This is a genomic window from Micromonospora sp. ATCC 39149 (assembly GCF_000158815.1).
Taxonomy (GTDB): domain Bacteria; phylum Actinomycetota; class Actinomycetes; order Mycobacteriales; family Micromonosporaceae; genus Micromonospora.
Genome location: NZ_GG657738.1, coordinates 2,481,074 through 2,493,780, shown reverse-complemented (window position 1 = coordinate 2,493,780; position 12,707 = coordinate 2,481,074). Strand labels below are relative to the sequence as shown.

Here is a 12,707-nt window from a genome sequence, read left to right as displayed (position 1 = left end):
TTGAGTTGTCCGACATTCTCGTGTCCGAGCAGTCCAAGCCGGGGGCCGACGGATCCGGCCGCCCCTCGGGTCGCCTCCTGGAGGTCGAGGACCTGCGGGTGGAGTTCCGCACCCGCGACGGCGTTGCCAAGGTCATCAACGGCGTCACCTACCACGTCGACGCGGGGGAGACCCTCGCCGTGCTCGGCGAGTCCGGCTCCGGCAAGAGCGTCACCGCGCAGACCGTCATGGGCATCCTCGACACGCCGCCCGGCTTCGTCACCGGCGGCCAGGTGCGCTTCCACGGCAAGGACATGCTCACCATGTCCGCCGAGGAGCGCCGCCGCATCCGCGGCGAGGGCATCGCGATGATCTTCCAGGACGCGCTCTCCGCCCTGAACCCCGTCTTCACGGTCGGGTTCCAGATCGCCGAGCAGTTCCGGATCCGGCGCGGCCTCAGTCGCGCCGACGCCAAGAAGCGCGCGATCGAAATGCTCGACCAGGTCAAGATCCCGAACGCCAAGGGCCGGTTCAGCAACTACCCGCACCAGTTCTCCGGTGGCATGCGGCAGCGCGCGATGATCGCGATGTCGCTGGCGCTCGACCCGGAGGTGCTGATCGCCGACGAGCCGACCACCGCGCTCGACGTGACCGTGCAGGCCCAGATCATGGACCTGCTCGCCGAGCTCCAGCGCGAGCGGCAGATGGGCCTGATCCTGATCACCCACGACCTCGGCGTGGTCGCCGACGTCGCGGACCGGATCGCGGTCATGTACGCCGGCCGGATCGTCGAGGAAGCCAACGTGTACGACCTGTACGCCAAGCCGGCGCACCCGTACACCATGGGCCTGATCGACTCGATCCCGCGGATGGACGAGCGGGGGCAGCAGCTCCGCACCATCAAGGGCCTGCCGCCGAACCTGATGAACATCCCGCCGGGCTGCCCGTTCAACCCGCGCTGCCCCATGGCGCAGCCGGTCTGCCAGGAGAAGCTGCCACCGCTGCTGCAGATCGGCGCCGACCGCGCCAGCGCCTGCCACTTCGCTGAGGATCTGGTGAACCGTGACTGAGAACATCCTCGAAGTCCGTGACCTGGTCAAGCACTACCCCGTCACCCGCGGCGTGGTGTTCAAGAAGACCATCGGGCACGTCAAGGCCGTCGACGGGGTTTCGCTGGAGCTCAGGGCCGGCGAGACGCTCGGCGTGGTCGGCGAGTCAGGCTGCGGCAAGTCGACGCTGGCCCGGGTGTTGATGAACCTGGAGCGGCCGACCGCCGGCAGTGTGAACTACAAGGGCCAGGACATCTCCAAGCTCTCCGGCGGCGCGCTGCGCCGGCTGCGCCGGCAGATCCAGCTGGTCATGCAGGACCCGTACACCTCGCTGAACCCCCGGATGACGGTGGGCGACCTGATCGGCGAGCCGTTCGAGATCCACCCCGAGGTGGCCCCGAAGGGCAGCCGACGGGAGAAGGTCAAGGAACTGCTCGACCTGGTCGGGTTGAACCCGGAGCACATCAACCGGTACCCGCACCAGTTCTCCGGCGGCCAGCGGCAGCGCATCGGCATCGCCCGGGCGCTGGCCCTACGGCCGGAGATCATCGTCTGCGACGAGCCGGTGTCGGCCCTGGACGTGTCCATCCAGGCCCAGGTGATGAACCTGCTGGAGAAGCTCCAGGCCGAGTTCGGCCTGTCGTACGTCTTCATCGCCCACGATCTGTCGGTGGTCCGGCACCTGTCGGACCGGGTCGCGGTGATGTACCTCGGCAAGATCGTCGAGATCGGCACCGAGGACGAGATCTACGAGCGGCCCACCCACCCGTACACCCAGGCGCTGCTGTCGGCGGTGCCGGTGCCGGACCCGACGCTGCGCGACCAGAAGGCGATTATCCGGCTCACCGGCGACGTCCCGTCGCCGATCAGCCCGCCCTCGGGCTGCCGGTTCCGCACCCGGTGCTGGAAGGCGCAGGACGTCTGCGCCGAGCAGGTCCCGCTGCTGGAGATCCGCTCCGGCTCGGACCACCCGAGCGCCTGTCACTTCGCGGAGAAGCGCGAGATCGTCGCCAGCCACGAGGCCTGAGCCTCCCCGGCTGACCCGCGACACCCGACCGCCTGCCGGCGTCCCCGCGACGCCGGCAGGCGGTTGCTCTATGTCCGGCCCGCGTCGGCGGGCGTCGGGTGCCTGGCCGGTCGGTGTGAGCGCCGTCCGTCCCTGGCGAGGGGGCCGTGGTGCCGCTACAGCGGGCCGCGGCCGGCGCGGAGCAGCAGCAGGGCCAACTGGGTGCCGTCGGTGCCCAGGACCTGCCGGAACCGCTCCAGGATCTCCCGCTCCCGCGACAGCACCAGCCGGGTGCCCCCGGAGGCCATCCGAGTCGCGCCGACCTCCTGCGACAGGACGGCCCGCTCCTGCCACAGCGCGATCAGGGTGCTGTCGATCTCGTCTATCCGCTCCCGGATGGCGACGATCCGCGCCGCCGCCGCCGAGTCGTCGGTGCCGGTCCGGGTCGATCCGGCGGCCGGCGGTGCCCCCTCGGCCCGCCCGCCGCCCGTGTTGCCGGCCTTGCCGGCGGGACCGCTGCCCGTGCCGCTGTTGCCGGCGGGGCCCACGTTTCCACCCGCGCTGCTGTTGCCGGCGGGGCCGGCGTTGCCGCTGCCAGTGCTGTTGTTACCGGCGCTCGCCTGGGTGACACCGTCCTGGCCACCCTGCGGACGGGACCGCGCCACGCTGCCGTTCTGCTCCACCACGTCTGTCATCATCGCCGTACCCCTCGGACGTCGGGCCCGGTGCCCGGATCCCGGGACGGAAAAGCCCCGGGCTCTCCAGAGCCCGGGGCTTTCGTAGGTCTGATCTGATCAGGCGCGACCCACGGCTGCCGGACTCCCGGTGCCGTAGTAAAAGTAGAAGCGCTGACCGAACACGTCGTCGAGTATGCCGACCCGCCGGCCCGCTCCGCAAGCGTTCGCGCCGACTCCTCGCCCAGCAGGTGTGAGAAGGGGCCCCTTCTCTACCGTATGCGTTAACAAGGGGCCCCTCCTTGCCCGCTCAGCCGAGGCGGGTGATGCGGTTCGCCGGGCCCGGGGCGACCGGGTCGCCCGCGCCCAGGTACGTCACCAGTGCGTCGATGTCGAAGCCGGGGGCGGTGGTGCGGCCGGTGCCGCCCTTCAGCTCCGTGAAGCCGTCACCGCCGTTGGCCAGGAAGTCGTTCGTGGTGACCTTGTAGCTGGCCGCCGGGTCGATCGGGGTCCCGTTCAGCGCCAGGGCGCTCACCCGGGAGCCCACCGGGGCGGTGCTGTCGTACGAGTAGGTCAGCCCGGCGGAGACCTGGAGGATTCGCTGGGTGGTCTGCCCGTTGAAGCCCACGAACTGCTGCTCCAGCACGTTCTTGAGCTGCGCCCCGGTGAATGCCTGGGTGACCACGAGGTTGTTGAACGGCTGCACGGAGAACGCCTCGCCGTAGGTCACCTCGCCCGGCGCCTCGCCGCCGGCCGACGCACCGTACGACAGCGAGGCCCGCACGCCGCCCGGGTTCATCAGCGCGATCTGCGCCCCATTGTTCTTCGTGTACGCGAGCTGCGCGTCGGCGATCACGTCGCCGAGCGGGCTCTCGCCGTTGGGCTGGGCGTCCCGGACGATGTCGGCGCTGATCTTCCCGATCACCTCGTTGGCGATCGGGGCGACCGCGGTGCGGTACTTGTCGGCCAGCGTCTTCGCGCCCGCGTCCACCAGCTCGGGGTTGCGGGCGTACACGCCGGGGCTGGTCTGCTGCCAGGTGCCGTCGGCGTTGCGGATGCCGTTCTCCACGATGACGTTGCGGGCCGAGATCCCGGTGAACCGGCCGGTGCGCCGGTTGAGGGAGTAGTCGACGTCGGTGATCAGCTGGCCGTTGCTACCGGCGCTGGTGACCACGCTGGGCTGGCCGGAGGAGTTCGGCAGCGAGCAGGAGTAGAACCGGTGGGTGTGGCCGGAGACGACCAGGCCGAACTCCGGGCGCAGGCCCTTGACGATGTCGACGATCGGGCCGGAGAAGTTGGCGCAGTCGGAGACGCCCGGGGTGCTCGGCGGCGGGGACTGCGCGCCGCCCTCGTGCACCAGCAGCACCATCGCCTTGACGCCGAACAGCTTGAGCAGGCCGCCCCACTTGTTGGCGGTCTCCACCTCGTCCTTGAAGGTGACCTTGGTGATGCCGGCCGGGTTCACGATGCCGGGGGTGCCCTCCAGGGTGACCCCGACGAAGCCGACCGGCACGCCGCCGACGAACTTGACGTCCACCGGGGGCAGGATCGGCAGCTTGGTCTTCTTGCTGATGGTGTTGGCGGCGAGGTAGGTGAACTTCGCGCCCGCGAAGCCGTCACCGTCCTGGCAGCCGTCGACCGGGTGGCAACCGCCCTTGTTGAGCCGGATCAGCTCGTCGACGCCCTCGTCGAACTCGTGGTTGCCGACGGAGCTGATCTCCAGGCCGATCTCGTCCATCAGCTCGATGGTCGGCTCGTCGTGGAACGCGGCGCTGACCAGCGGGGTCGCCCCGATCAGGTCGCCGGCGCCGACGGTGGTGGTGACCCGCCCCTCGGCCTTGGCCTCGGCACGGAGCTTCTTGAGCCAGGTGGCGAGGTACTCCACGCCGCCGGCCGGGGTGCCGTTGACCACGGCGCCGCTGCCGCCCGGCGGGTCGATGGCGCCGTGGAAGTCGTTGTAGCTGAGGAAGTTGCCCTTGACCTCGCCGCCGGTGGGTTTGGCGTAGGAAACCGAGACCGGGGCGAGGGCCGCCCAGGGGTCGGCGGCCGGGGCCGGCGCGGGCCGCGTGGCGGCCGGCAGCGTGGCGACGACAGCCAGTGCGAGGGCCGGCACCGCGAGGTGACGCAGCACCGCCCGACCGCGCGAGCGCGGTTGACTCATGGTTTTTCTCCCAAAATCGTGTACGGGGGAGGAAGTGGGGGTTCACCAGCCATCGTTGTGGATCCGGGATGGACGCGCCAGAGCCGGACGGGTGACGGGTTAATCTCTTCGTGTGCCGCCCGGCATCTTCTGTGCCGCCCGGCCGCTTCGGGGGCTGCCGCCCGGCCGCTTCGGGGGCTGCCGCCCGGCCGCTTCGGGGGCTGCCGCCCGGCCGCTTCGGGGGCTGCCGCCCGGCCGCTTCGGGGGCCGCGCTGTCGGGAAGTGTCCGGCCGGCGGCATAGACTCGCCGTGCGATGCAGCCTCTCTTCGACATCCCCGCGCCCCCGCCCGAGCCCGAGTCCGCGCCGGCCCCGCCGCGCCGATCCGGCCCGGCCGTCCGCCTCGACCCGCAGGCCCTGGTGGAGGGCCTGAACGGGCCCCAGCGCGACGCCGTCGTGCACGCCGGCTCGCCGCTGCTCATCGTGGCCGGCGCCGGCTCCGGCAAGACCCGGGTGCTCACCCACCGGATCGCGTACCTGCTCGCGGCCCGGGACGTGCACCCGGGCGAGATCATCGCGATCACCTTCACCAACAAGGCCGCCGGCGAGATGAAGGAACGGGTGACCCAGCTCGTCGGCCCGCGCGCCCGGCTGATGTGGGTGTCGACGTTCCACTCGGCGTGCGTGCGCATCCTGCGGGCCGAGCACGAGCACGCCGGGCTGAAGTCGAGCTTCTCGATCTACGACGCGGACGACTCCCGCCGGCTGATGCAGCTCGTCGCCCGCGAACTGGACCTGGACCCGAAGCGGTATCCGGCGCGCGGGCTGGCGGCCCAGGTGTCCAACCTGAAGAACGAGCTGGTCGACCCGGAGGAGTTCGCCGGCCGGGCCAAGGGCCCCAACGAGCGGGCCCTCGCCGAGGCGTACACGCTCTACCAGCGGCGACTGCGCGAGGCGCACGCGCTGGACTTCGACGACCTGATCATGACGACGGTGCACCTGTTCCAGTCGCATCCGCACGTCGCGGAAAGCTACCGTCGCCGGTTCCGGCACGTCCTCGTCGACGAGTACCAGGACACTAACCACGCCCAGTACACGCTGATCAAGGAGCTGGTCTCCGGCACCGAGGGGATCGAGCCGGCGGAGCTGTGCGTGGTCGGCGACGCCGACCAGTCGATCTACGCGTTCCGGGGCGCGACGATCCGCAACATCCTGGAGTTCGAGCGGGACTTCACCGACGCCCGGACGATCCTGCTGGAGCAGAACTACCGCTCCACCCAGACCATTCTCAACGCCGCCAACGCGGTGATCGACCGGAACACCTCCCGTAAGCCGAAGCGGCTGTGGAGCGACGCCGGGGCCGGCGAGCAGATCGTCGGGTACGTCGCCGACACCGAGCACGCCGAGGCGGACTGGGTGGGCCGGGAGGTCGACCGGCTGGTCGACGAGGCCGAGGCCCGCCCCGGTGACGTGGCGGTCTTCTACCGCACCAACGCGCAGTCGCGGGTGTTCGAGGAGGTGTTCATCCGGGTCGGCCTGCCGTACAAGGTGGTCGGCGGGGTGCGCTTCTACGAGCGCAAGGAGGTCCGCGACGCGCTGGCGTACCTGCGGGCGGTGGTCAACGACGACGACACGGTCAGCCTGCGGCGCATCCTGAACACCCCCCGCCGGGGCATCGGCGAGCGGGCCGAGGCGTGCGTGGAGGCGCTCTCCAGCCGGGACCGGATCTCCTTCGGGGCGGCTCTGCGCCGCGCGGGAGACGCGCCGGGCATCTCCACCCGGGCGGCCAACGGCATCGGCGACTTCGTGGCGCTGCTGGACGGCGCCCGGGAGCTGGCCGAGACCGGCACCCCGGAGGAGGTCCTGGAGGCGCTGCTGACCCGTTCGGGATACCTGACGGAGCTGGAGGAGAGCCTCGACCCGCAGGACGCCGGCCGGGTCGACAACCTCCAGGAGTTGGTCAGCGTCGCCCGGGAGTACACCGAGCGGATCGAGGCGCTCGGGGAGGAGGGGGATCGGGCCACCGTGGCCGGCTTCCTGGAGCAGGTGGCCCTGGTCGCCGACGCCGACCAGATCCCTGCCGACGACCCGGACCACCAGGGCGTGGTCACCCTGATGACCCTGCACACCGCGAAGGGGCTGGAGTTCCCGGTGGTGTTCCTGACCGGCTTGGAGGACGGCGTCTTCCCGCACCTGCGCTCGCTGGGCGACACCCGGGAACTGGAGGAGGAGCGCCGGCTGGCGTACGTGGGGATCACCCGGGCCCGGCAGCGCCTCTACCTGTCCCGGGCGGTGACCCGTTCGGCTTGGGGGCAGCCGGCCTACAATCCGCCGTCGCGGTTCCTGGAGGAGCTGCCGCCCGAACTGGTTCGCTGGGAGCGCACCGAGGGGACGTACACCTCGTGGGGTGGTGGTGGCGGTGGCGTCGGCGGGCGCGCGGACCGCGCGCCGCGCGGCGGCGGCTTCGCCGGGGGTACGCCGAAGGCGGCGCAGCTGGCCAAGCGGCTCGGCGTGGACGGCAGCCGGCTGGCGACGGCCAGCGAGCTGCCCCAGGGGCCGAAGGTGGCGGCCGGCGACCGGGTCAACCACCAGCGGTACGGCCTGGGTCGGGTGCTCGCCGTGGAGGGCCACGGCCCCGGGGCGCGGGCGCAGATCGACTTCGGTGATCAGACGATGTGGCTGGTGCTGCGGCACGCCCCGATCGACAAGCTCTGAGCCGGCGGTGAGGCAGCACGTGTGATCCGTGCCATCGTCGCGGATTGAGCCGCGCGGCGATGTCGGTGGCCGGTCCGTATCCGTCGTTGCACCTCAACCTGGGTGAGTGCTACCGCTGGGTCGGCGATCTCGGCCGGGCCTGCGAGCACTGCCGACTCCGGTCAGCAGGCCACGTCGATGCCCCGGGCGCGCAGGAACGGCGCCGGGTCGATCTGGTTCCACATCTGGCCCTGGTGCACCTCGAAGTGCAGGTGCGGGCCGGTGGAGTCGCCGGTGGAGCCCTCGTACCCGATGACCTGGCCGGCCTTGACCTTGTCGCCGACGTTGACGGCGGTGCGGCTCTGGTGGGCGTAGTGGGTCAGGTAGCCGTTGCCGTGGTCGACGAAGACGGAGATGCCGTAGCCGTCGCCGACGTCACCGGCCTTCACCACGGTGCCCGCGGCGGCGGCATGGATCGGGGTGCCGGCGGGCATGGCGAAGTCGATGCCCGCGTGCAGGACGCCGCCGCGCGGGCCGTAGCAGGAGGTGATCGTCGCGCCCGCCATCGGGATGACCCAGGCCGGCGCGGGCTTGCTGGTCTTTCTCGCCGTGGGCTTCGGCTTGGGCTTGGGCGTGGGCTTGGCGGTGGCCTTCTTCGCCGTCGGGCTGGCGCTGGCGCTCGACGGGCTCGGTGACCCGGTGGTGGGGTTGGCGGGTCCGGTGGCGGGGCTGGCCGACTCGCGGTCGGCGCGGTCGGCGCGGTCGGCGGCCTCGGCGCGGGCCGGGGCGTCGACCGCCACTGCGGCGGGGGTCGGCTCGTCGCCGGTGGTGATGGCGACGGCGGTGCCGGCGAGACCGAGCCCAACCAGGGCGACCGCGCCCATGACCAGGGCTTGGGTGCCGCGCCGGGGGCGCATCCGGTGGCTGGCGGGGGCGTTGGGGGTGCTGGCGTTGCGGACGTTCTCTTCCTGCACGGCGGACCTACACCTTCGAGGGGACGTGGACCTCGAAATACTGGTGTTTCCGCTGGTGACCGACGGGTGGGGGGACGGTCGGATCGGCGCGGGCGCGGGATGGATGGTGCCCGCCGTGTCCCGCCGCCGGCTGGTCCGTCCGAATAACTGATCATGGGCGGTGTGCCGCCGATCACATCTTCGGTTGTGGCGCAGTAGACATTCCGCCCCCGCCCGGGCACGAAAAACCGCCCGGATCGGCCGATCCGGGCGGTCAACGGCCGATGCGCAGCGTCAGGAAGCGGCTACATCGCTGTAGTGCAGCTCGATTTGCATCTTGATGTCCACTCCGCGGTCCTGGAGCCACGGCACCGGGTCCAGCGGGTCCCCGTTGACATGAATCTCCAGATGCAGGTGGGAGCCGTACGAGTGGCCGGTGTTGCCGACCAGGCCGAGCTGGTCGCCGGCCTTGATCTGCTGCCCCTCCTTGACGCTCACGGCGGAGGAGTGGCCGTAGATGGCCTCGCTGCCGTCGGCGTGCTTGACGATCACCGCGTAGCCGTAGCCGCCGAACCAGCCGGCCTTGGTGACGGTGCCCTCGTGGATGGCGACGTAGGGGGTGCCCTCGGGGGCCACCAGGTCGATCCCGGTGTGCAGCTTGCCCCAGCGCATGCCGTAGGGGGAGTTGAAGTCGTAGCCCTGCAACGGCAGGAGCCAGACGTCCTGCTCCGAGGCGATCTTCGTCTCCGCCCGGCTGTCCCGGGAGGCCCGATCGGCGGCGTCCGCACGGGCCGCCGCGTCCTGGCTGGTGATGCTGGCCTGCTTGAGCTCGTCGAGGACCGACGGGCTGACGCTCTTGGCGTCTGGTAGCGCTCCCGCCCCGAGCGCGACGACGCCTGCGCCGACGAACGCGGTGGTGACGACGGCGGCGTAGCGGTTACGCGGAGGGGTGGGTACGCGGCGGCGACCGCGATATCGATCGGGCTCAGACGACAGGCGCTGGCGCACGCACACCCTCCGTTGTCGGGGATCCGATGTGGTCGGCCGGCGCTCGTGAAGCGGTGGTGAACGTCGGCTGACCACGTCGTCACCCGTCCGTGGACCTGATGACAACCGTGGACACGGTAGCCAACCGCCACGCCCGTCACAAGCCAGACGGGGTAATTGGCGTGTCGGTCTGTCCGTTTACATCCATTATTGTCACATCTCGTCACTTGGTCATACGTGCCCCCACCTGCCCCTTCGTCGCGGACCGTGATTGCTGTCGCCCGAATGCCCGACTCCATGCTTGGCCCCCCTAGGCTTCCCTTGGGGGTGCCGGTCGGATTCCCCGTCGGCGGCCCGTCGGGTTACCGTTCGTTCAGGTGACAGTCGTAGCGCCCTCGAAAGGTGTCCGCTGATGAGCTCTCGTATCCGGGTCGTCGTCGCGAAGCCGGGCCTCGACGGCCACGACCGTGGGGCGAAAGTCGTCGCCCGCGCCCTCCGCGACGCCGGCATGGAGGTCATCTACACCGGCCTGCACCAGACGCCGGAGCAGATCGTCGAGACGGCCATCCAGGAGGACGCCGACGCGGTCGGGCTCTCGGTGCTCTCCGGCGCGCACATGACCCTGTTCCGGCGGGTCGTCGAGCTGCTGGGTGAGCGGGACGCGCGGGACGTCGTCGTCTTCGGCGGCGGCATCGTCCCGGACGCCGACATCCCGGAGCTGGAGCAGCTCGGCGTCAAGAAGATCTTCACCCCGGGCGCGACCACGCAGTCGATCGTCGAGTGGGTGCGGGCCAACGTGGCCCAGCCGGTCGCCTGACCCGCGCCGCAAAGCGCTGCCGGGTCGGTCGCCTGCACCCGCGCCCCGGCGCACTGCCCGGTCGGCTCGCCTGACCCGTGCCCCGGTGCCCCTTTTCCGGGCAGGGGGAGGGGCCGGACGCACCCCTCACACGTCCGGCCCCTCTATGCACGATGCCCCGCCGCCACCCCTCGACCGACAGGGCATCGGCCGTCTCCCGTCTTTGCGCTGGTCAGCGCTCCGACACCTGACTCAACGACGCCCTGACGGTGGGGTTACGCGGAGCTGGGAACATCGTCCGCGGAATTCCCGCATGCGCTGCTGCGCGTCCGGTCGCCGGTCCGGCCGGTCCGGCCGGTCCGGCCGGTTCCCCCGCGTTCGCCGGTCCGGCCGGTCCGGCCGGTTCCCCCGCGTTCGCCGGTCCGGCCGGTCCGCCCGGTTCCCCCGCGTTCGCCGTCCCCGACGGTGCCGACGCCGCTGGTTGTGGATTAGGGCACACCGCGCACCCGCTCGGTTGCCGCCGGTGCCGACCTCGCTAGGCTGCGCCCAATGGCCTGTTTCAACTGATGACAGGCGTCAAACTGATTCCACAACGCTGGTGGCGGCGCGACGGCGCGCCGCGGAGACGGGACGGGACGCGCAAGTGGACCTGTACGAGTACCAGGGGCGGGACCTGTTCGAGCGGCACGGCTTGCCCGTGTTGGCCGGCGGCGTCGCCAACACCCCGGAGGAGGCCCGCGCGATCGCCGAACGCCTCGGCGGTCGGGTGGTCGTCAAGGCGCAGGTGAAGGTCGGTGGCCGTGGCAAGGCCGGCGGCGTCAAGCTGGCCGAGGGCACGGATGAGACGGTGGCCCGCGCCACCGACATCCTCGGCATGGACATCAAGGGTCACACAGTCCACAAGGTCATGATCACCGTGACGGCGGACGTGGCCGAGGAGTACTACTTCTCGTACCTGCTCGACCGGGCGAACCGCACCTTCCTCTGCATCGCCAGCGTCGCCGGCGGTATGGACATCGAACAGGTCGCCGCCGAAACCCCGGACAAGGTCGTCAAGGCCCCGATCGACGCCGTCACGGGCGTCGACGAGGCGAAGGCCCGTGAGATCGTCACCGCCGCCGGCTTCCCGGCCGAGGTCGCCGACCAGGTCGTCGAGGTCGCCGTGGGCCTGTGGCAGGCGTTCGTGGCCGAGGACGCCACCCTGGTCGAGGTGAACCCGCTGGCCAAGACCGGCGACGGCAAGCTGCTGCTGCTCGACGCCAAGGTCACCCTGGACGAGAACGCCGGGTTCCGGCACCCGGACCACGAGGCGCTGGTCGACCAGGCCGCGGTGGACCCGCTGGAGCAGGCCGCCAAGGAGAAGGACCTCAACTACGTCAAGCTCGACGGCGAGGTCGGCATCATCGGCAACGGCGCGGGCCTGGTCATGTCGACCCTCGACGTGGTGGCCTACGCGGGCGAGCGGCACGGCAACGTCAAGCCGGCCAACTTCCTCGACATCGGCGGCGGCGCGAGCGCCGCGGTGATGGCGAACGGGCTGGAGATCGTTCTGTCCGACCCGTCGGTACGCAGCGTCTTCGTCAACGTCTTCGGTGGCATCACCGCGTGCGACGAGGTCGCCAACGGCATCGTGCAGGCGCTGGCCCTGCTGGAGCAGCGAGGCGAGAAGGTCGCCAAGCCGCTCGTCGTCCGGCTGGACGGCAACAACGCCGAGGCCGGCCGGGCGATCCTCGACGGCGCGAACAACCCGCTGGTGCAGCGGGTCGACACCATGGACGGCGCGGCCGAGCGGGCCGCCGAGCTGGCGGCTGCGGGGGTCTGACAATGGCTATCTGGCTGACCAAGGACTCGAAGGTCATCGTGCAGGGGATGACCGGTTCCGAGGGTTCCAAGCACACCCGGCGGATGCTCGCCGCCGGTACCAACGTGGTGGGCGGGACCAACCCGCGCAAGGCGGGTCAGAGCGTCGACTTCGACGGCACCGCGCTGCCGGTCTTCGCGACCGTCGCCGACGCGATGGCCGAGACCGGGGCCGACGTGACGGTCATCTTCGTCCCGCCGCAGTTCACCAAGGCCGCCGTGATCGAGGCGATCGACGCGGAGATCCCGCTGGCCGTGGTCATCACCGAGGGCGTGCCGGTGCACGACACCGCCGCCTTCTGGGCGTACAACGTGGCAAAGGGTGAGCGCACCCGGATCATCGGGCCGAACTGCCCGGGCATCGCCTCGCCGGGCGCGTCCAACGCCGGCATCATCCCGGCCGACATCACCGGCTCCGGCCGGATCGGCCTGGTCAGCAAGAGCGGCACCCTGACGTACCAGATGATGTACGAGCTGCGCGACATCGGCTTCTCGACCTGCGTCGGCATCGGCGGCGACCCGATCATCGGGACCACCCACATCGACGCCCTCGCCGCGTTCGAGGCCGAC

10 protein-coding genes are annotated in these 12,707 nt (G+C 71.0%); 6 read left to right on the top strand and 4 right to left on the bottom strand.

Translation table 11 applies throughout. The features are described 5' to 3' along the window. Nucleotides 1-20 precede the first annotated feature (20 nt). Both MCAG_RS10390 and MCAG_RS10385 read left to right on the top strand, forming a co-directional pair. On the top strand, nucleotides 21-1,049 hold the full coding sequence (locus MCAG_RS10390) for an ABC transporter ATP-binding protein (RefSeq protein WP_007072918.1): 1,029 nt from the start codon (nucleotides 21-23) through the stop codon (nucleotides 1,047-1,049). Further along, the gene (locus tag MCAG_RS10385; RefSeq protein ID WP_007072917.1) at nucleotides 1,042-2,055 is read left to right on the top strand and encodes an ABC transporter ATP-binding protein; all 1,014 of its coding nucleotides are present in this window, start codon (nucleotides 1,042-1,044) and stop codon (nucleotides 2,053-2,055) included. Before MCAG_RS10390 ends, MCAG_RS10385 begins: the two co-directional genes overlap by 8 nt. A gap of 155 nt (nucleotides 2,056-2,210) precedes the next feature. Here MCAG_RS10385 and MCAG_RS10380 read toward each other — a convergent pair whose 3' ends face one another. Both MCAG_RS10380 and MCAG_RS10375 read right to left on the bottom strand, forming a co-directional pair. Then, nucleotides 2,211-2,441, bottom strand: a complete 231-nt coding sequence (locus MCAG_RS10380) for a chorismate mutase (RefSeq protein ID WP_369751359.1) — start codon at nucleotides 2,439-2,441, stop codon at nucleotides 2,211-2,213. Nucleotides 2,442-3,018: 577 nt separating this feature from the next. After that, the gene (locus tag MCAG_RS10375) at nucleotides 3,019-4,869 is read right to left on the bottom strand and encodes a bifunctional UDP-sugar hydrolase/5'-nucleotidase (protein WP_007072915.1); all 1,851 of its coding nucleotides are present in this window, start codon (nucleotides 4,867-4,869) and stop codon (nucleotides 3,019-3,021) included. Nucleotides 4,870-5,162: 293 nt separating this feature from the next. On the opposite strand from MCAG_RS10375, the gene pcrA reads away from it, so the two are divergent. Further along, nucleotides 5,163-7,562 carry a DNA helicase PcrA gene (gene pcrA / locus MCAG_RS10370; RefSeq protein ID WP_007072914.1) on the top strand — a complete coding sequence of 800 codons (2,400 nt, stop codon included), beginning with the start codon at nucleotides 5,163-5,165 and terminating at the stop codon, nucleotides 7,560-7,562. Nucleotides 7,563-7,723: 161 nt separating this feature from the next. On the opposite strand, the gene MCAG_RS10365 is transcribed toward pcrA, so the two are convergent. Both MCAG_RS10365 and MCAG_RS10360 read right to left on the bottom strand, forming a co-directional pair. Then, nucleotides 7,724-8,458 carry a M23 family metallopeptidase gene (locus tag MCAG_RS10365; protein ID WP_050778171.1) on the bottom strand — a complete coding sequence of 245 codons (735 nt, stop codon included), beginning with the start codon at nucleotides 8,456-8,458 and terminating at the stop codon, nucleotides 7,724-7,726. Between the two features lie 330 nt (nucleotides 8,459-8,788). Then, entirely contained in the window at nucleotides 8,789-9,502 is a 714-nt protein-coding gene (locus MCAG_RS10360) for a M23 family metallopeptidase (protein ID WP_007072912.1), read from the bottom strand. A gap of 391 nt (nucleotides 9,503-9,893) precedes the next feature. On the opposite strand from MCAG_RS10360, the gene MCAG_RS10355 reads away from it, so the two are divergent. From MCAG_RS10355 to MCAG_RS10345, 3 genes are all read left to right on the top strand, one after another. Then, a complete protein-coding gene (locus tag MCAG_RS10355) occupies nucleotides 9,894-10,298 on the top strand; it encodes a cobalamin B12-binding domain-containing protein (RefSeq protein ID WP_036373050.1) in 405 nt (134 codons plus the stop codon). A gap of 622 nt (nucleotides 10,299-10,920) precedes the next feature. Continuing rightward, a complete protein-coding gene (gene sucC, locus MCAG_RS10350; protein WP_007072910.1) occupies nucleotides 10,921-12,099 on the top strand; it encodes an ADP-forming succinate--CoA ligase subunit beta in 1,179 nt (392 codons plus the stop codon). A 2-nt stretch (nucleotides 12,100-12,101) separates the two neighbouring features. Further along, nucleotides 12,102-12,707: CoA-binding protein (locus MCAG_RS10345; RefSeq protein WP_007072909.1), on the top strand; the 606-nt coding region annotated here is incomplete at its 3' end.